The organism is Pararhodobacter marinus (assembly GCF_003122215.1).
Lineage (GTDB): Bacteria > Pseudomonadota > Alphaproteobacteria > Rhodobacterales > Rhodobacteraceae > Pararhodobacter > Pararhodobacter marinus.
In genome coordinates, this window is record NZ_QEYD01000011.1 from 59,742 (window position 1) to 77,120 (window position 17,379).

Genomic DNA, 17,379 nt, shown 5'->3' on the forward strand with positions numbered 1-17,379 from the left:
GCGCTGCAAGTCTGAGGGGTCTCAGATATGCACTGTCAGGTCATAGGCTCGGTTCTCTGCCCGTCCTGCCCCTTCACCTCCGCCACCCTGAGTTCGAGCCGTTCCCTGAGCAGGGCGACTCCGCCTTTAACGAACGCCACACGGACGACCTTGGGCACTTCAGACTGCTTGGTTTGGATGAGCAGGAACGGCTGTCGGGCGTCCCTGACACTCCCGACTCTGCCAAGGGCAAGTTCCCCATGCAGCACGGCGACAATATCGCGGTACCTGACCACTTCCCTGCCGACGCGAAGGTGATCGTCGTAGAGCGCCGCGAAGACATGCCGGGAAAAGGGGATGCACGCCAAGCCGATCAGCACACCAAAGCTCGCGAAGGACACACCCAGGTCATCTGTTATGCCCAGGGAAGTACCGTACAGGATGAAGCAAACCGCAGCGACGGCCAGGATCCATGGAAAAATCGGATCGATGCGGAAGATCTCTGGGGGGCGGTTGCTCACCATGGGTCAAGGTCGCACAAGGCATAACAGGGCGCAACCAACCGTTCACAAAGCCGCCCCCTGTTTTCCAAGGCGCTGATCCATGTCCGCAGGCGCGCTTGTCGGCGTCGTGCCGGGCTTCGACGCGGGCGAACGCCAGGCCGACAGAATCCAGCCTGTCAACTGCGGCAAAATCAGCGGCACGCTCGATCGAGCATTCTTGCGGCGGGGACAATCCAATACGGGTCACCGCCTGTTTCGCCAGGGATGCAACGGGAGATACGCGTTCGCGGCCAAGCATCGCAGGCAGTTCTCCATCAAGGCCAGACTCCACTGAGCGCTCAGTGAAATTATCGTTTGAGAGCGGGCAAGGGGCTGCGTTCGGTCAAGGGGTCGGGCTTCGGTGGAAGACGCACTTCTATCTGGCATCTCGCGTGCATTCGCGATAACGGCCCGGTTGAGGCCGCCCGCCTGACGGAGGCTGGGCAAGCGAAGACACGTGCATAGCGAAGTCGTTAGCGATGGGCCCTATCTGGAGTTGCCATGGTGGCCGCCATCCTCTTCCGTATCCATGATCGCAAGATCAACCGGCTCGTCGAGCTTCTGCCTTGGCGATGGAGCGCGGCTCGCAGGTGACGAACGTCTTCGCCTCGATCGGCATGTATGCGCTGGCGGCTCTCGCCGAGATCGCGGGCTGCTTCGCCTTCTGGGCCTGGCTGCGTCTTGACCGTTCGGCCGTCTGGCTCATCCCGGGTGCCATCTCGCTCGCCCTGTTCGCCTACTTGCTGACACGGGTCGAGGTCGAGTTCGCCGGTCGCGCATATGCAGCCTACGGCGGCATGTACATCGCTGCATCTATCGGCTGGCTGTGGTCCGTCGAGGGGCAGATCCCGACACGATGGGATATCATCGGAGCAGTCTTCTGTCTGACCGGCATGGCGATCATCCTGGTCGCCCCGATGCTTCAGAAGTGACCCGCGGTCTCAATCGGGGGGTTATCATTCGCGACGATTCGTGGCTCGATGCTGCGCGCTTGTCTGCTGAAGACTGCAGGACACTGTCCCGGTAACTCACTGGTTTTCAAGGAGATCACTATTCGGGACACCATTCACCTGATTTCATTTGAAAAATGAGGTGATGGTGGGCGACCCTGGAATCGAACCAGGCGTGGGTCTCCCCGGCGGAGTTACAGTCCGCTGCCGCACCTTGCAGCACGTCGCCCGACGCTGGAGCGGGGAATAACGGGCGCGGCGGGGGGCGTCAAGACAGGAAACGGATGGAAATCTCCGCGCGCCGTCGTGGCCTTGCTTGAGTATTTGCGACAAGGTGATAGGGGCAGGGGGTGCGCGGCCAAGGGGGCGCGCCGGGCGGCAAGCGCGGGGCTGGACGATGAAGAAACCGACCTGGGTGATCGAGAAGGAACGCGCCAAGCGCGCGGCGGCGGCCGAGACCGTCTGGCTGTTCGGCCTGCACGCGGTGCGCGATGCGCTGCTCAACCCCAGGCGCGAGAAACTGCGTCTCTTGCTGACCCGCAACGCCGCCGACCGGCTGGCCGATGCGGTCGCGGCCTCGGGCCTGACGCCCGAGATCGAGGATGCGCGCAAGTTCTCGGCGCCGCTCGCTGCCGATTCTGTGCACCAGGGCGCGGCGCTGGAGGTGAAGCCGCTCGACTGGGGCGCCTTCGACGATGTCTGCGCGGGCGGAAAGGGGCTGCCGCTGGTCGTGTTGCTCGACCGGGTCACCGATCCGCATAACGTGGGCGCGATCCTGCGCTCGGCCGAAGTCTTCGGCGCCCGCGCGGTGATTGCGCCGCGTCACCATTCGGCGCCCGAAACCGGCGCGCTGGCCAAGACCGCCTCGGGCGCGCTGGAGCGTCAGCCCTATCTGCGGGTGACGAATCTGGCCGAGGCGATGGAGCGCTTGAAGCGGATGGGATTCACCATACTTGGCCTGGCGGGAGAGGCGGAGCAGACGCTGGAGCAGGGGCTTGCAACCGTCGGGTCGCGGCCCGTGGCGCTGGTACTGGGCGCGGAAGGGCCGGGACTTCGGGAAAAGACCCGCGAGACCTGCGATCACCTGGTGCGGATCCCCTTCGCCGGTGACTTCGGCTCGCTCAACGTGTCGAATGCCGCTGCCGTGTCGCTTTACGCCGCTCAGGCCCGCCTGCAGGCGCCCGGAAGCTGACACCCGGCGCGCCGTTCACCACGATCTTCACGAATGCGCGACAGGGCTTTTTTTTTCCGGAAATGCGCTCATATTGTCACATGAAGCGTTGAGTTGGAACTCTCGCGTTTCCTCCACTGTCCCTCGTTCCCAACTGCGCCCGGCCGATGTGCCGGGCGCTTTTTCTTTCGGCCCTTGCCGTTCCCTGTCCGGCGGATAGGTTGGGGACAAACCGGAGACCGAGATGACCGAAGCCCTCCCTGACGCCCCCGACGATGCGACCCTGCGCAAGATCCTGAAAAGCGTGAAAACGGTGGCTGTTGTCGGCGTCTCGTCGAACGAGATCCGGCCCAGCTATTACGTCGCGCGCTATCTCAAGCTGAAAGGGATGCGGGTGATCCCGGTCAATCCCGGGCTGGAAGGGCAATCGCTGTTTGGGGAAACGGTCGTGGCCGATGTCACGGACGCCCCGGCCGAAACCGATATGGTCGACATTTTCCGCCGCTCCGAGCACGTCGCGCCCATCGTGCGCGCGGCGCTCGATGCGCTGCCGAACCTGCGGGTGGTGTGGCTGCAGATCGGCGTGGTCAGCGACGAGGCGCGGGCGATGTGCGCCGAGCGCGGCGTGACCTTCATCCAGAACCGCTGCCCGAAGATCGAGTATCAGCGCCTGTTCGGCGAACTCAGGATGGGCGGGTTCAATACCGGCGTGATCAGCTCGAAACTGTGATCAGGTCTTCGCGCGCATCGTCTCGCGCATCGCGTTGAGCTGATCGCGCAACGCGGCCAGTTGCGGGATCGACAGGCCCGTCGCGCGCAGGAAGCCTTCGGGCACATGCGCCGCGCGGTCCTGCATCGCGCGCCCATCTGCCGTCAGATGGACCCGCACCTGCCGCTCGTCCCTGGTGTCGCGCTTGCGGGTGACAAGGCCCGCTGTCTCCATCCGTTTCAGAAGCGGGGTGAGGGTGTTGGTTTCCAGCAGCAACTCGCCGCCCAGCTCGCCCACCTTGCACCCGTCGTTCGACCAGAGCGCGCTGAGCACCAGATATTGCGGATAGGTCAGGCCCAGCGGTTCCAGCAGCGGCTTATAGGCCGCCTGCATCGCGTGCTGGGTGGAATACAGCGAGAAGCAGAGCATATCGGCAGGGGAAATGGTCATGCCCGAAAGATAAGTCGTGCACGATAGACGCGCAAGCGATTGACAGAAACTCGTGGTGCGCTATTTGTATCGTATACGATAGAATCGCAAACGACAGGAGAATGATATGAGCGTCGACGTCAAATACAGCACCGAAGCCACGGCAACCGGTGGCGGCCGCGACGGCACCACCGCGCTGGCCAATGGCGAGCTGACCATCACCATGACCCCGCCCAAGGAACTTGGTGGTTCGGGCAAGGGTCATAACCCCGAAGAGCTGTTCGCGCTGGGCTATTCGGCCTGTTTCCTCGGCGCCATGCGCGCGGCGGCAGCGAAGCAGAAGCTGGGCACCGTGCCTGACGACGCGAAAGTCACGGCGAATGTCGGCATCGGCCCGCGCGACGATGGCGGTTTCGGCATCGCCGTCGAGCTGAAGGTCGAGCTTCCGGGCGTCGAGCGCGATGTCGCGCAGAAGATGGTCGAGGCCGGCCATTTCGTCTGCCCCTATTCGCACGCGACCAAGGGCAATATCGACGTCAAGCTGACGCTCGTCTGAACCGTTCCCGCCGCGTCAGTCCAGAAGACGCTGCATGAGCAGGCTGTCGGGGTCGCACAGGTCGTCGATCACGTCGAAATGGTGCCGCCCCGGCGCCACATGCCACGGACAATCCCAGGCCTCGGACAGGGTTCGGGCCTGCCACAGGAAGGCCGGGCGTTCCTGCCCGCCGACCCAGACCAGCGCATCGACATCCCCGCGTTTCGCCAGAAGCGCGGGGCTTTCCTTGGCCGCTTCCCCTGCATCCAGTTTCAGATCGGCATTCATCGAGGTCTGCATGAGCGGGCGCAGATCCGAAAGGGGCGAGATCGGTGCCACCCGGGCCAGCCTGTCGGCCCAGTCCGGATGCCGATCGGTGCAGGCCATGCGCGCCGACAGATGCCCGCCGGCCGAATGGCCCATCACCACGATTGGTCCCGCGACGGCCTCGGCCACCAGCGCAATGGCGGCTTCGACCTCGTCCGTGATCTGCGCGATGCGGGCCTGTGGCGCCAAGGTGTAGCCCGGCATTGCCACCGCCCAGTCCCGCGCCAGCGCGCCCTGCGCCAGATGCGACCAGCTCGACGGGTCGAAATCCAGCCAGTAGCCACCATGCACGAAGACCATCAGCCCGGCCACCGGCCCCTCGGGCAGGAACAGGTCGACCTTCTGGCGCGGAGTGTTACCATAGGCCAGACCGAGGCGGGCGCGATCGCCCAGACCCTCGCGGAAGACGGCGGCCTCGCGCGACCAGCGCGCGGGCAGGTCCCCGGCGCCGGGGATGAAGTCGGCATTCGCGTAGGCCTGGCTCAGATCGTCGGCCATCGAGGCTCCATTGCTTGCGTTGTTAAGTATTTCATGCTCTCAGCGGTGTGACCGCTTCAGGCATACGAGGAAGAGGAACCCATGCTCGACGACACTACCGATCTGCGCGGCCTGCTCAAGGACCCCTCGCTGTTCGAAACCCGCGCCTTTGTCGCGGGCGCGTGGGTCGACGCCGATGACGGCGCGACCTTCGACGTGACCAACCCGGCGCGCGGCGACGTGATCGCGAAAGTGGCCGATCTCAGTCGCGCCGAAACCGCGCGGGCGATCGAGGCGGCAGGCAAGGCGATGAAGGACTGGATGTCCTGGACCGGCAAGGAGCGCGCGGCGGTCATGCGCAAATGGTACGATCTGATGGCCGAGAATGCCGACGATCTGGCCACCATTCTGACCGCCGAGATGGGCAAGCCGCTGGCCGAGGCGAAGGGCGAGATCCTGTACGGCGCGTCTTTCGTCGAATGGTTCGGCGAAGAGGCCAAGCGCGTCTACGGCGAAACCATTCCCGGCCATGGCCGCGACAAGCGGATCACCGTGCTGAAGCAGCCGATCGGCGTCTGCGCGTCGATCACGCCGTGGAACTTTCCCAACGCGATGATCGCCCGCAAGGTCGCGCCGGCGCTGGCCGCGGGCTGCGGGTTCGTTGCCCGCCCGGCGGCCGAGACGCCCCTGTCGGCGCTGGCCATGGCGGTTCTGGCCGAACGCGCGGGCGTGCCCAAGGGGCTGTTGTCGGTCGTGACCTCGTCGCGGTCCTCGGATATCGGCAAGGAGTTCTGCGAGAACCCCTTGGTGCGCAAGCTCACCTTCACCGGCTCGACCGAAGTCGGGCGGATCCTGCTGAAACAGGCCGCCGATCAGGTGATGAAATGCTCGATGGAACTGGGCGGCAACGCGCCGTTCATCGTTTTCGACGACGCCGATCTGGACGCGGCGGTCGAAGGCGCGATGGCGTCGAAATTCCGCAATAACGGCCAGACCTGCGTCTGCGCCAACCGGATCTACGTGCAGGCCGGCGTCTATGACGCCTTTGCCGAGAAGCTGCGCGCGGCGGTCGAAAAGCTGAACGTGGGCGACGGGCTGGAAGAAGGCGTGACGACCGGGCCGCTGATCAACGAACACGCGGTCGAGAAGGTCGAGGACCACATCAAGGATATCCTCGACCATGGCGGCGCGCTGGTCACCGGCGGCAAGCGCCACGATCTGGGTGGCACGTTCTTCCAGCCGACCGTCGTGACGGGCGTCACGCAACAGATGAAGGTCGCGCAGGAGGAAACTTTCGGCCCCCTCGCGCCGCTCTTCAAGTTCGAGACCGAGGAAGAGGCGATCCACTACGCCAATGACACGATCTTCGGTCTGGCCTGCTATTTCTACGCCCAGAATGTCGGCCGCGTGACGCGGGTGCAGGAGGCGCTGGAATACGGTATCGTCGGCGTGAATACCGGCCTGATTTCGACCGAGGTGGCGCCCTTCGGCGGGGTCAAGCAATCGGGTCTGGGCCGGGAAGGCTCGCATTTCGGGATCGAGGATTTCCTCGAGCTGAAATATGTCTGCCTGAGCATCTGACCGCGGGCACGACAGGCGGAGAACGGGAAAGGGGGCTGTCTGCCCCCCTCTTTGGCTGCGCCAAATTCACCCCCCGAGGATATTTCGGGAACAAAGACGCGCGCGGCTCAGGCCGTCCGGACCGCGTGTTCGTGCGACAGGATCGCCATGATCCGTTCGTCATGCCAGCGCCCGTCGATGAAGGCCGCCTCGCGCGCGGTGCCTTCGTGGACGAAGCCGCAGGCGGCGTAGCAGCGGATCGCCCGGGTATTGCCGGACAGAACGCGCAGCTCGACGCGGTGCAGGTCCATCGCGCCGAAGGCATGATCGAGCGCCTGCGCGATGGCCCGGCGGCCGATGCCGCGGCCCAGATCGGCTTCGGTGAAAAGCGCGATGGCCAGCCGCGCGCGACGGTCGGCGCGGACATGGGAATGCAGGCGGATATGGCCGACGGCCCGGCCATCGGTCTCGATCATGCGCGCATAGGGTTCGGCGCGCATCGCCGCCAGCCAGCGTTGCGAGCGTTCGGGATCGGGCCCCGCAAAGGCATTGCCACCGCCGCCCTGCATCCGGGCGATCTCGGCCGAGGGCGGGATCATCGCATGCAGCCGCGCATCCCCGTCTTCGAAAGCGCGCAGGGTCACGAGGCGGGGCCGGGGCGGATGCAGGGTCATCGCGTGAGGTTAGCAAGCTACAGGCAGGGGCGCAAAGGGGGCGATTCGGCCATCCGGGCGCGGCGGGACAGGGACGCGGTTCCGGGGCGCGCGCCGGAACGGGAATATTGACCTGCGCAGGGCGGGTTCTGGAACAACGTTCTTCCATCGGGTGCGCATGGCGGCGTTCATGGTTCTTGTTTGGCGCGCCGCCTTGCCGGAAGCGGGAAATAATTCCATTTTCCAAGGAAGCTTCGGAGGCCAGACATGCAGCATTTCCCGATCTTCCTCGATCTTGCCGACCGCCCGGTCGTCATCGCCGGAAACGGTGCCTTCGCGCTGGCGAAGCTGAAACTGCTGCTCAAGACCACGGCGCGCCTGACCGTCTTCGCGCCCGAGCCCGAGGCCGATCTTCTGGAAACCGTCACGGCGCAGGGCGTCACCCTGCACCGCCGTGCCGCCGAGGCGCACGATCTTCAGGGCGCCGCGCTGGCCTATGCCGCGCATGGCGAGGCCGATGCCGATGCGCGCTTCGCCCGGCTGGCGCGCGGCGCGGGAGTTGCGCTGAACGTGGTCGACAATCTGGAAGCGTCGGATTTCATCACGCCCGCGATCGTCGACCGCGACCCCGTGACCGTGGCAATCGGCACCGAGGGCGCGGCGCCGGTCCTGGCGCGCGCGATCAAGACCGATCTGGAAGCCTCGCTGCCCACCGGGCTGGGTCCGCTGGCCCGCGCGGGCAAGCTGTTTCGCCCGCGCGCCGAGGCGCTGCCCTTCGGGCGGGCGCGGCGCGATTTCTGGGCGGATTACTATTTCCGCACCGGCCCCGAAGTGCTGGCCGAAGCGGGTGAGGAACTGCTCGACCATGCGCTTGAAGCGCTTCTGCAGCAGCATCTGGACGCAGAACAGGAGCCCGGCCGCGTCGATCTGGTCGGCGCGGGGCCGGGTGATCCCGAGCTGATGACGCTGAAGGCGCGCCGCCTGCTGGATGCCGCCGACGTGGTGATCCATGACCGGCTGGTGCCCGCCGCGATCCTGGAGCTGGCGCGGCGCGAGGCCGAGTTCATCGCCGTGGGCAAGGAGGGCTTCGCGCCGTCGACCCCGCAGGACGAGATCAACGCCCATATGATTCGCCACGCGCAGGCCGGCGCCCGCGTGGTGCGGCTGAAGGGGGGCGATGCCTCGGTCTTCGGTCGCCTGGACGAGGAAACCGAGGCGCTGAGCGCTGCCGGGATCGACTGGTCCGTCACGCCCGGGATCACCGCTGCCAGCGCTGCCGCCGCGGCGATCGGGGCCAGCCTGACGCGTCGGGGCCGCAACAGCGACCTGCGCCTGCTGACCGCGCATGACACCAAGGGCTTCGCCGATCACGACTGGCGCGATCTGGCGCGTCCGGGGGCCGTCGCCGCCATCTACATGGGCAAGCGCGCCGCGCGCTTCGTGCAGGGCCGGCTGCTGATGCACGGGGCCGAGGCCGCGACGCCCGTCACGCTGGTGGAGAATGTCAGCCGCCCCGATCAGCGCATCGTCACCGCCACGCTGGGCGATCTGCCGCAAACCCTGTCCGAGGCCGCTTTGGCCGGTCCCGTCATTACCCTGATCGGTCTGGCGCCCGCGCGCGCGCAAGCCGTCCTGCCCGACCTTCTCGAGGAATTCGCCTGATGCCCGCCGATACCAAAGCCGACAACAAAGCCGCCGCCAAACCCGCCCCGAAGGCCCGCGCCCCGAAACCGCAGGTCGTCACCGCCAATGCGCTGCTCGAAGGCGATGTGGTCTATCTGGCCGGGGATCGCAGCTGGACCCGGCAACTGTCCGACGCGCAGGTCTTCGACGAGCCGCTCGCTGCCGAGGCGGCCCTGGCCGAGGCCGCGAAGCGTCATGCCGAAGTGGTCGGCTGTTACCTTGCCGAGGTCAAGCACGGCCCGCGCGGCGCCGAACCCACCCATTTCCGCGAGGATTTCCGCCGTCGCGGCCCCTCGAACTATGCCCACGGCAAGCAGGCCGCGGCCTCGAACGCCGCCTGAACACGAAGCCCGAGGATTTCGACATGTATGTCTATGACGATTTCGACGCGGCCTTTCTGGCCGAGCGCAACCGCCAGTTCCGCGAACAGGTCGCGCGCCGCATCGACGGCAGCCTGACCGAGGACGAGTTCAAGCCGCTGCGCCTGATGAACGGCCTTTATCTGCAGCTGCACGCCTATATGCTGCGCGTGGCCATTCCCTATGGCACGCTCAATCCCGACCAGATGCGCAAGCTGGCCGAGATCGCGGATCGCTGGGACAAGGGCTACGGCCATTTCACCACGCGCCAGAACATCCAGTACAACTGGCCGAAACTGCCCGATGTGCCCGATATGCTGGACGCGCTGGCCGAGGTGGGGCTGCACGCGATCCAGACCTCGGGCAACACGATCCGCAACGTGACGTCGGATCATTTCGCCGGCGCCGCCGCCGACGAGCTGACCGATCCGCGCCCCTATGCCGAGCTGATCCGCCAATGGTCGACCGACCATCCGGAATTCCAGTTCCTGCCGCGCAAGTTCAAGGTCGCGGTGACGGGATCCGAGATCGACCGCGCCGTCACCCGCGCGCATGATATCGGTCTGCGTACCGTGTCGAAGGATGGCGAGATCGGTTTCGAGGTGATCGTGGGCGGTGGTCTTGGCCGCACGCCGATGATCGGCAAGGTGCTGCGCGACTTCCTGCCGGTGACCGATCTGCTGCCCTACTTGGAAGCGGTCGTCGGCACCTACAACCTGCTGGGCCGTCGCGACAACAAGTACAAGGCGCGGATCAAGATCACCGTGCACGAGAACGGGATCGAGACGTTCCGCGACCTGACCGAAGCGCGCTTTGCCGAGATCGCGCCGCAATTCGAAGCCGCCGCGACGCAAGAGCAGCTTGACCGCATCAAGGCGATGTTCGCGGCGCCCGCGTTCCGCGCCGCGTCGGACCTGTCCTATCAGGCGGCCCACAGCGCCGACCCGGTATTCCGCGCCTGGGCCGATACCAACCTGCACGCCCACAAGGCCGACGGCCACGCCATCGTCACCATCTCGCTGAAAAAGCACGGCGAGACGCCGGGCGACGCAACCAGCGAGCAGATGCGCGTGATCGCCGATCTGGCCGAGGCTTATGGCTATGGCGAGATCCGCATCAGCCACGAGCAGAACGTGATCTTGCCGCATGTCCACCGCGCCGACCTGCCCGCGCTGCACAAGGCGCTGAAGGCCGTGGGCCTCGCCACCGCGAATGTCGGGCTGGTCAGCGACATCATCGCCTGCCCGGGCATGGATTATTGCGCGCTGGCCACGGCCCGCTCGATCCCGGTGGCGCAGGAGATCGCCACCCGGTTCGATGCGCTGAAGCTCGAACACGATATCGGCCCGCTGAAGATCAAGATCTCGGGCTGCATCAATGCCTGCGGGCATCACCATGTCGGGCATATCGGCATCCTCGGCCTCGATCGCGCGGGGGTGGAGAACTACCAGATCACGCTGGGCGGCGACGGTACCGAAGACGCGAGCCTTGGCGAGCGCACGGGGCCGGGCTTCGCCTATGACCAGATCGTGCCCGCCATCGAGCGCATCCTGCGCGCCTATCTGGAGATCCGCGAAAGCCGCGAGGAAACCTTCCTCGACGCTTATCGCCGCGTCGGCCTCGCGCCCTTCAAGGACGCGCTTTACGAGGCCGAACGCGATGCAGCCTGATCTCTCCCGCCTCAATGCCCGATATGAGGGCGATGCCGAGGGCGCGCTGCGCGTCGCGCTCTCGGGCGCGCTGGGCAAGATCGCCATGGTCTCGAGCTTCGGCGCCGACAGCGCCGTGCTGTTGCACATGGTGGCCGAGATCGACCGCGACGTGCCGGTCTTGTTCATCGACACGCTGATGCTGTTCGAGGAAACGCTGCAATACCAGCACGATCTGGCGCAGCGGCTGGGCCTGACCGATCTGCGCGTCATCCATCCCGAGGCGGCGACGCTGGACGCCAAGGATCCGTTCGGGATGCTGCACCGGGGCGATCAGGACGCCTGCTGCGATCTGCGCAAGACGCGGCCGCTGGAACAGGCGCTGAAGGGCTTCGACGGGTGGATCACCGGGCGCAAGCGCTTTCAGGGCGGCGCGCGCGAGGGCATCGACCTGTTCGAATGGGATGAGGCGTTTCGCCACCTGAAGGTGAACCCGCTCGCCGGCTGGAAGGCCGCCGATCTGGGCGCCTATATGGACGAGCACGCGCTGCCCCGCCATCCGCTGGTGGCCAAGGGCTATCCCTCGATCGGCTGCGCCCCCTGCACAAGCCCGGTTGCGCCGGGCGAAGACCCGCGCGCCGGACGCTGGCGCGGCACCGACAAGGACGAATGCGGCATCCATATCGTGGATGGCCGCGTGATCAGGAGACAGGCTTCGTGAGTGTGATCGTCACCGATACGGGCTTCGCGCCCGACAGCCACAACGGCGACTGGTTCGACCTTGCCCCCGATGTGGACATCGCCGCCGTCGAGCAGCAGCTCGACGGTGTCACCGCCATCCGCGTGGCGTTTCCCAGCTTTGCCGACGGGCGCGGCTTCACGCTGGCCGCGCGCCTGCGCCGGGCGGGCTTTGGCGGGCGGCTTCGGGCGGCGGGACATGTGATCGCCGACCAATACGCCATGGCCCGGCGCGCGGGTTTCGACGAGGTCGAGATTTCCGACGACCTGGCCGAGCGCCAGCCACAGGACCAATGGCTCAGCCGCGCCGACTGGCAGGGCCACGATTACCGCGCAAGATTGCGGAGGAATGCATGAACCAGCAGATCAACCCCGACCTGCAGACCGTCACCGCCGTCACCCACTGGACCGACCGGCTGTTCTCGTTCCGGGTGACGCGGCCCCAGAGCCTGCGGTTCCGCTCGGGCGAATTCGTCATGATCGGGCTGCCCGGCGACAACGGGAAGCCGATCCTGCGGGCCTATTCCATCGCCTCGCCCGCCTGGGACGACGAGCTGGAATTCTACTCGATCAAGGTGCCCGACGGGCCGCTGACCTCGAAACTGCAGCATATCCAGGTGGGCGAGCCGATCATCCTGCGGCCCAAACCGGTGGGCACACTGGTGCATGACGCGCTGAAACCGGGCAAACGGCTGTGGTTCCTGGCCACCGGCACCGGGTTTGCGCCCTTCGCATCGCTCTTGCGCGAGCCCGAGACCTGGGAAAAATTCGACAGCGTCGTGATGATGCATACCTGCCGCGAGGCGGGCGAGCTGGCCTATGGCCGCAAGCTGGTCGAGGACCTGCAGAACGACCCGCTGATCGGCGAACTTGTCGAGGGCAAGCTGCATTACTACCCGACGACGACGCGGGAAGAGAGCCGTTATACGGGCCGCATCACCGACAACCTGGCGAACGGCACGGTCTTTGCCGATCTGGGGCTGGACGGCCCGCTGACGGCCGAGCGCGACCGCGCGATGGTCTGCGGCTCGCTGGCCTTCAACAAGGACGTGGCGGCGGTGCTGGAAGGCTTCGGGCTGGAAGAGGGCTCGAACTCGGCGCCCGCCGATTACGTGATCGAGAAAGCCTTCGTGGGCGACGGGATCTGAACCGTCGGAACGGTGCGTGAGATCACGCACCCTACAGCGTCGCGCCCGTACCTTCCGGTGCGGGCGTTCTGCCATCCCGGGCTGCGGCTGTAGGGTGCGTGCTCTCACGCACCGCCCCGTGTCAACGCTTCACCGGGCCGGGATCGGGCCGGGGTGCCTCGGGCGCGGGCGGACGACCCGGATCGCGCACCACCTCGCCGTCGTCCCGACCGCGCAGCATCCGGCTCAGCATGAGCTGCGCCTCGGCGGCGTGATCGCCCTCGGGATGGGCCTTGAGATAGGTCCACAGCCCCTCGGCCCGCCCGTCGGCCAGCGCGATGGTCCAGGCTTCGGCCTCGCTGGGCGCGCGGATGCCGTCGGGCGTCTCGGGCAGGCGGGACGGGTCCGGGCGGTACTCGTCCGGGGCGTAGATGTCGCGTGCATGAAGCCAGCCGCGCGCCTCGCCCGAATGCAGGCCCCGGGGATACTGCGCAAGGAAGGCCAGCACCGCCTCGGGCGTCCCGATGCGCAGCGCTTCTTCCCAGGCCCGCGCCTCGGCCATCGCCAGCGAGGCCGACCCGCCCGGATGCGGCTCACCCACCGCGATGCCGGGATCTGTTGCCGGATCTGTCGCCGCATCGCCCGTCGCATCCTCACCGCCCGGTTCCGTGGGCGGCGGCGGCATCGCGATTCCCGGTTCCTGCGCCGCGGCGGGGGCCGAGATTGCCGCGCGGATATCCGCGAGAAGCTCGGGCGCACAGGGCGTGGCACCCGCAGGCACGCTCAGCGCCAGCGTCGGTTGCAGCGCATCGAGCAGCGCCTCGTCGCCCGGTGCGGTCATCATCGCCACCAGATAGGGCGGCTCGTCCCCTGTGCAGGCGGCGGGGATCACCAGCCGCGCGGGGATATCCTCGTCCGGATCGGTGCGGCGGTTATCCATCGCCCGTGTCGAGGGACCATAGATCACCCAGACCGGCACGCCGCCGATTTCGGTTTCGACCACCGCCTGCAGCGAGTGCAACATCCGGGCGATCTGCCGTTGCAACGGGCGGTCCAGCATGCCGGCCGCGATCCGCACACGCGGAAGCTCGGGACTGTCGGCCTGCCCGAGTTGCATATCGACGCTGGTATCGCCGCGCCGCGTTCCGGTGACCGCCAGCCCTTCGGGCAGCGCAAGCGAGACCGCGCCGGTCAGCAGCGTGGTCGGTGACGTGGCCTCTGCGGGGGCCTCTGAGGGGGTGCCTTCCTCGGCCCCGGCTTCCTCTGTCGCGGCCTCTTGCGACCCGGTCGGGGGTTCCGCACGCTCAGGGGCCGTATCGGTCGCCGCGCTGGATGCCGCCTCTGCCCCGGCGCTGAGCGAGCGCATGAGCGCCGTCAGCGTCTCGACCGCGACTTCGGGCGCATAGCCCCGCATCGACCCGCCGATCAGCGTGACGTCGCCGGTTTCGGGATCGGGCGCACCGGCCAGGTAGAAGCCCTGAAGCTGCCGCTCCAGATCGCTGCGGTATTCGCGCATCCCCTCGGCGGTGTAGAGCCGGAAGGGAACGCCACCCAGCGTCACGACCTTGCCGGTCTCGGTCACCGGCACATCGGCGAATCCTTCGAGCATCGCGCGGAAGGATTCGTCGCCCGGAAGCCCGGGCAGGCCCGCCGCCGGGACGATGGCGATGCCCGCTTCGAACTGCGTGCGCGCGCTGCGGTCGCGGTGATACAGGTTGATCCCCCGCTCGGGCCCCTCGGGCCTGTCGTTCCGGATCTCGGCATAGGGCGGCATGGCGAGGCTCAGCCCGAAACGGTCGATCCGGGTCCAGCCGTCGGGCGTCAGGCCTTCGGGCGTGCCATAGGGCGCCTCTGCACGGGCGTCGGGGCCGGTCTCGGGATTGACCTCGGGATTGACGGGCGCCGCGCCGTCCTGTGTGGCCGTTTCCGGTGCGTCGGGTTCCGTCTGCGCGGCCTCGGCCGACACCGGCTCCAGCGCCTGCAGGTAGCGCGCATAGGCGCCGAGCGCGGTGTCCAGCGGGGTCAGCCGGGCCCGATAGCCCAGCACCAGGAAATCGCCGCCCGCATCGGGCTGCAGGTCGGTGAGGTAGATCTCGACCGAGGACGGATCCCCGCCATCCGGCAGCGGATCGCCCACGACGACGTAGAGCCGCATCTCGCGGTCGCCGATCATCACCCGCCGGGGGCTTTCGGCCACGCGTTCGGGATGGTCGGGCGCCATGATCGCGGTGAATCCCTCGTCGCCCGGGACCGCGTCGACATCGTCGCGCGACAGGATCAGCGTGGCGAATTCCAGCGAGCCGCCCTCGACCTCGGTCAGGTTCTCGCGCAGCACGAATTCGCGCCGCTCGCCGGGCCCCCGGTCGGCGATGATCATCGCGGTTTCGGGTGCGGCGATCTGCAGGCCGAACCGCTCGTGGCGGGTCCAGCCTTCGGCCAGCGTGCCGTCGGGACCGGGCATCGACCCGATCTCGGCCAGGATCGCCCGCAGCGCGGCCACGGCCGGATCCGGGGGGGCCGCCGTTTCGGGCGCGGCGCTTTCTGCGTCGGACGTTGCCGTATCGGCTTCGGCTTCGGGCATGGTGTCTGCGCCCGCCTCGCCCGCCTCATCGGCGGCGTCCTCTGCCAGCGTGACGCCTTCGGATTGCGGCGTAGCCATGGTGACGCCCGGCGCTTCCGGTTCGGCCATCGCGATCGCGGGGGCCGTGTCTTCCGGCTCCAGCGCGCCATCCTGTTCGTCGTCCGTGCCGTCGTCTTCCGTACCGTCGACGTCCAGCGAGCGGATGAACTCGGCCTCCAGCGCGCCCGACGCCGCGCCGCCCAGCCCGACCCCCACCACGCCGATCAAAAGCGTGTTGCCGTCGCTGTCGGGATCCATCGAGACAAGGAACAGCACCTGGCGCTCGACCGGCTCGCCCGAGGCGTCCTCGAGCGTGCCGGTGCCGCGATAAAGCGCGAAATCGCGGTCGCCCACGCGGATCGTCTGCTCCTCGCGCGCGACCTCGACCAGGTGCCGCGCATTCAGGGCCGAGATCACGCCTTCGGGGCCGAGATCGTTCAGTTGCTGCCAATAGGCGCTGTCGAATTGCTGGATCTCGATCACCACGCCGTTTGCGCGGCGGTCTTCGAGATCGGAATAGACGGCATGACCGGGCAGGTCGCGGATCTGCGTCACGCCCGGCGGCAGGCCGAAACGCAGGCCGAACTGCGTGGCCTCTTGCCAGCCCTCGCTCTGGCTCTGGGCGGCGGGGGGTTCCTGGGCGGGCGCCATGAGTGGCAGGCCGACGGACAGGGATACGGAAAGCGCGACAAGCGCAGTCGAGCTGCGCAGTGAAAACAACGTCATGAAATGATCCTCGTGCCAAAGGCAAAACACGGTAACGATAGCACCGATCTGCCGTGCGCAAAGTCCTGAGTCCCCGCCCCCCTTCACATCGGCATCATGTTGCGTGCGGCGGTCCTGCGCCGGTGCGGCCTGCGCTTCTGCCGCGCAAACCCCTTGCCAGACAGGGCCTGAGGGCGTAGAGGGGCGCGTCGCCCGCGCCGGGGATTGCCCGGCGGCAGGGTGGCCAAGTCCCCGACCACCTTGTCAAAACGGTTTCAGAACATGACCCGAACCTATCTTCCCGGCATTCTTGCCATGGCCGCCATTGTCGTGGCCTCGAATATCCTTGTGCAGTTCCTGCTGGGCAACTGGCTCACCTGGGGCGCGCTGACCTATCCCTTCGCCTTCCTGGTCACCGACGTGATGAACCGCGTCTATGGCCCGCAGGCCGCGCGCCGCGTCGTCTGGGCGGGCTTTGCCGTGGGTGTCGCCTGCTCGCTGATCGGCACGCAGATCATGATCCAGGGCGACGGCTACGAATTCCCGGCGGTGACCCTGCGCGTCGCGCTGGGATCGGGGCTGGCTTTCCTTGTCGCGCAGATGGTCGATATCGGCGTTTTCTCGGCCGTGCGTGGCGGCGCCTGGTGGAAAGCGCCGCTGATCTCCACACTGGTGGGCAGCTCGCTCGACACCGCGCTGTTCTTTTCCGTCGCCTTCTCGGCCACGCTTGGCTGGATCGATCCGGCGGCGGATGTTAGCTGGGCGCAAGAGACTTTGCCAGCGCTTGGTGTCGGTCCGGTGACACCTTTGTGGGTGTCTCTGGCGATTGCCGATTGGATGGTCAAATTGTCGCTCGCGATGATCGCTCTGTTGCCGTTCCGACTCATCACGCGCAAATTGACCCAAAATCCGGTCTGAAAGTTTTTGACAAACACCAGATATGTGCCACCATCGAGTTACGGTTAAACCCTAGCGAAAGGAGGTGGTCCAGTGTCGAGAGTGATGTTGGAGAGAGGTGTCGGGACAGTCGGGAGGGACGAGAGCTGACAGCAGCCTGTCAGTGGTAAGCCCACGATTGGGCCTGGTTCTAACCGGCTCCATCTCCTTAATGCTCGTGAGGGCCGCTCGAATAGCCGGGCGGCCCTTTCGATTATCCGCAAACTGGC

The 17,379-nt window shown here is 66.8% G+C and carries 18 protein-coding genes and 1 tRNA gene; 13 read left to right on the forward strand and 6 right to left on the reverse strand.

The window, feature by feature from the left end; translation table 11 throughout:
* Positions 1-35 precede the first annotated feature (35 nt).
* Positions 36-503 carry a hypothetical protein gene (locus tag C4N9_RS16940; protein WP_109534537.1) on the reverse strand — a complete coding sequence of 156 codons (468 nt, stop codon included), beginning with the start codon at positions 501-503 and terminating at the stop codon, positions 36-38.
* 79 nt (positions 504-582) lie between these two features.
* On the opposite strand from C4N9_RS16940, the gene C4N9_RS21705 reads away from it, so the two are divergent.
* Both C4N9_RS21705 and C4N9_RS16945 read left to right on the forward strand, forming a co-directional pair.
* On the forward strand, positions 583-816 hold the full coding sequence (locus tag C4N9_RS21705) for a hypothetical protein (RefSeq protein ID WP_146195180.1): 234 nt from the start codon (positions 583-585) through the stop codon (positions 814-816).
* Between the two features lie 277 nt (positions 817-1,093).
* On the forward strand, positions 1,094-1,453 hold the full coding sequence (locus C4N9_RS16945; protein ID WP_109534538.1) for a YnfA family protein: 360 nt from the start codon (positions 1,094-1,096) through the stop codon (positions 1,451-1,453).
* Positions 1,454-1,617: 164 nt separating this feature from the next.
* Here the strand turns inward: C4N9_RS16945 and C4N9_RS16950 are convergent.
* Positions 1,618-1,701 (reverse strand) — tRNA-Tyr (locus tag C4N9_RS16950).
* Positions 1,702-1,868: 167 nt separating this feature from the next.
* On the opposite strand from C4N9_RS16950, the gene rlmB reads away from it, so the two are divergent.
* Together rlmB and C4N9_RS16960 are read left to right on the forward strand one after the other, a co-directional pair.
* Entirely contained in the window at positions 1,869-2,663 is a 795-nt protein-coding gene (gene rlmB / locus C4N9_RS16955; RefSeq protein WP_109534539.1) for a 23S rRNA (guanosine(2251)-2'-O)-methyltransferase RlmB, read from the forward strand.
* A 223-nt stretch (positions 2,664-2,886) separates the two neighbouring features.
* On the forward strand, positions 2,887-3,372 hold the full coding sequence (locus tag C4N9_RS16960) for a CoA-binding protein (RefSeq protein WP_109534540.1): 486 nt from the start codon (positions 2,887-2,889) through the stop codon (positions 3,370-3,372).
* On the opposite strand, the gene C4N9_RS16965 is transcribed toward C4N9_RS16960, so the two are convergent.
* Positions 3,373-3,801, reverse strand: a complete 429-nt coding sequence (locus tag C4N9_RS16965; RefSeq protein ID WP_109534541.1) for a MarR family winged helix-turn-helix transcriptional regulator — start codon at positions 3,799-3,801, stop codon at positions 3,373-3,375. It abuts the gene before it with no gap.
* Between the two features lie 106 nt (positions 3,802-3,907).
* Between C4N9_RS16965 and C4N9_RS16970 the strand changes: the two genes are divergently transcribed.
* A complete protein-coding gene (locus C4N9_RS16970; RefSeq protein WP_109534542.1) occupies positions 3,908-4,336 on the forward strand; it encodes an organic hydroperoxide resistance protein in 429 nt (142 codons plus the stop codon).
* 15 nt (positions 4,337-4,351) lie between these two features.
* On the opposite strand, the gene C4N9_RS16975 is transcribed toward C4N9_RS16970, so the two are convergent.
* Positions 4,352-5,140, reverse strand: coding sequence for an alpha/beta hydrolase (locus C4N9_RS16975; RefSeq protein WP_109534543.1), 789 nt, complete (start codon positions 5,138-5,140; stop codon positions 4,352-4,354).
* 81 nt (positions 5,141-5,221) lie between these two features.
* Between C4N9_RS16975 and C4N9_RS16980 the strand changes: the two genes are divergently transcribed.
* Positions 5,222-6,700: an NAD-dependent succinate-semialdehyde dehydrogenase gene (locus tag C4N9_RS16980; protein ID WP_109534544.1), complete on the forward strand. Its 1,479-nt coding sequence runs from the start codon at positions 5,222-5,224 to the stop codon at positions 6,698-6,700.
* Positions 6,701-6,807: 107 nt separating this feature from the next.
* Here C4N9_RS16980 and C4N9_RS16985 read toward each other — a convergent pair whose 3' ends face one another.
* Entirely contained in the window at positions 6,808-7,353 is a 546-nt protein-coding gene (locus C4N9_RS16985) for a GNAT family N-acetyltransferase (RefSeq protein WP_109534545.1), read from the reverse strand.
* 246 nt (positions 7,354-7,599) lie between these two features.
* Here C4N9_RS16985 and cysG point away from each other — a divergent pair, with 246 nt between their 5' ends.
* From cysG to C4N9_RS17015, 6 genes are read left to right on the forward strand one after another with little or no spacing between them, the layout of a single operon-like run.
* Positions 7,600-8,994, forward strand: coding sequence for a siroheme synthase CysG (cysG, locus tag C4N9_RS16990; protein ID WP_109534546.1), 1,395 nt, complete (start codon positions 7,600-7,602; stop codon positions 8,992-8,994).
* Positions 8,994-9,356 (forward strand): DUF2849 domain-containing protein, encoded by a 363-nt coding sequence (locus C4N9_RS16995; RefSeq protein ID WP_109534547.1) that lies wholly within the window; start codon positions 8,994-8,996, stop codon positions 9,354-9,356. Before cysG ends, C4N9_RS16995 begins: the two co-directional genes overlap by 1 nt.
* A gap of 23 nt (positions 9,357-9,379) precedes the next feature.
* A complete protein-coding gene (locus C4N9_RS17000; RefSeq protein ID WP_109534548.1) occupies positions 9,380-11,044 on the forward strand; it encodes a nitrite/sulfite reductase in 1,665 nt (554 codons plus the stop codon).
* Positions 11,034-11,744, forward strand: coding sequence for a phosphoadenylyl-sulfate reductase (locus tag C4N9_RS17005; protein ID WP_109534549.1), 711 nt, complete (start codon positions 11,034-11,036; stop codon positions 11,742-11,744). The genes C4N9_RS17000 and C4N9_RS17005 overlap by 11 nt, the downstream gene beginning before the upstream one ends.
* Positions 11,741-12,118 (forward strand): DUF934 domain-containing protein, encoded by a 378-nt coding sequence (locus C4N9_RS17010; RefSeq protein ID WP_109534550.1) that lies wholly within the window; start codon positions 11,741-11,743, stop codon positions 12,116-12,118. The genes C4N9_RS17005 and C4N9_RS17010 overlap by 4 nt, the downstream gene beginning before the upstream one ends.
* Complete coding sequence (locus C4N9_RS17015; RefSeq protein ID WP_109534551.1) at positions 12,115-12,909, forward strand: ferredoxin--NADP reductase; 795 nt, start codon at positions 12,115-12,117, stop codon at positions 12,907-12,909. Before C4N9_RS17010 ends, C4N9_RS17015 begins: the two co-directional genes overlap by 4 nt.
* A 121-nt stretch (positions 12,910-13,030) precedes the next feature.
* On the opposite strand, the gene C4N9_RS17020 is transcribed toward C4N9_RS17015, so the two are convergent.
* The gene (locus tag C4N9_RS17020; RefSeq protein ID WP_109534552.1) at positions 13,031-16,234 is read right to left on the reverse strand and encodes a hypothetical protein; all 3,204 of its coding nucleotides are present in this window, start codon (positions 16,232-16,234) and stop codon (positions 13,031-13,033) included.
* A gap of 261 nt (positions 16,235-16,495) precedes the next feature.
* Between C4N9_RS17020 and C4N9_RS17025 the strand changes: the two genes are divergently transcribed.
* Entirely contained in the window at positions 16,496-17,131 is a 636-nt protein-coding gene (locus tag C4N9_RS17025) for a queuosine precursor transporter (RefSeq protein WP_109534553.1), read from the forward strand.
* Positions 17,132-17,379 lie beyond the last annotated feature (248 nt).

Bases quoted from the DNA above. Each gene is read 5' to 3' on its own strand.
- C4N9_RS16975 (WP_109534543.1), bottom strand. From the start codon at position 5,140: ATGGCCGACGATCTGAGCCAGGCCTACGCGAATGCCGACTTCATCCCC.
- C4N9_RS16985 (WP_109534545.1), bottom strand. From the start codon at position 7,353: ATGACCCTGCATCCGCCCCGGCCCCGCCTCGTGACCCTGCGCGCTTTC.
- C4N9_RS16970 (WP_109534542.1), top strand. From the start codon at position 3,908: ATGAGCGTCGACGTCAAATACAGCACCGAAGCCACGGCAACCGGTGGC.
- C4N9_RS21705 (WP_146195180.1), top strand. From the start codon at position 583: ATGTCCGCAGGCGCGCTTGTCGGCGTCGTGCCGGGCTTCGACGCGGGC.
- C4N9_RS16945 (WP_109534538.1), top strand. From the start codon at position 1,094: ATGGAGCGCGGCTCGCAGGTGACGAACGTCTTCGCCTCGATCGGCATG.
- C4N9_RS17025 (WP_109534553.1), top strand. From the start codon at position 16,496: ATGACCCGAACCTATCTTCCCGGCATTCTTGCCATGGCCGCCATTGTC.
- C4N9_RS16960 (WP_109534540.1), top strand. From the start codon at position 2,887: ATGACCGAAGCCCTCCCTGACGCCCCCGACGATGCGACCCTGCGCAAG.
- C4N9_RS16995 (WP_109534547.1), top strand. From the start codon at position 8,994: ATGCCCGCCGATACCAAAGCCGACAACAAAGCCGCCGCCAAACCCGCC.
- C4N9_RS17015 (WP_109534551.1), top strand. From the start codon at position 12,115: ATGAACCAGCAGATCAACCCCGACCTGCAGACCGTCACCGCCGTCACC.
- C4N9_RS16980 (WP_109534544.1), top strand. From the start codon at position 5,222: ATGCTCGACGACACTACCGATCTGCGCGGCCTGCTCAAGGACCCCTCG.
- C4N9_RS16965 (WP_109534541.1), bottom strand. From the start codon at position 3,801: ATGACCATTTCCCCTGCCGATATGCTCTGCTTCTCGCTGTATTCCACC.
- C4N9_RS17020 (WP_109534552.1), bottom strand. From the start codon at position 16,234: ATGACGTTGTTTTCACTGCGCAGCTCGACTGCGCTTGTCGCGCTTTCC.
- rlmB (WP_109534539.1), top strand. From the start codon at position 1,869: ATGAAGAAACCGACCTGGGTGATCGAGAAGGAACGCGCCAAGCGCGCG.
- C4N9_RS17000 (WP_109534548.1), top strand. From the start codon at position 9,380: ATGTATGTCTATGACGATTTCGACGCGGCCTTTCTGGCCGAGCGCAAC.
- cysG (WP_109534546.1), top strand. From the start codon at position 7,600: ATGCAGCATTTCCCGATCTTCCTCGATCTTGCCGACCGCCCGGTCGTC.
- C4N9_RS17005 (WP_109534549.1), top strand. From the start codon at position 11,034: ATGCAGCCTGATCTCTCCCGCCTCAATGCCCGATATGAGGGCGATGCC.
- C4N9_RS16940 (WP_109534537.1), bottom strand. From the start codon at position 503: ATGGTGAGCAACCGCCCCCCAGAGATCTTCCGCATCGATCCGATTTTT.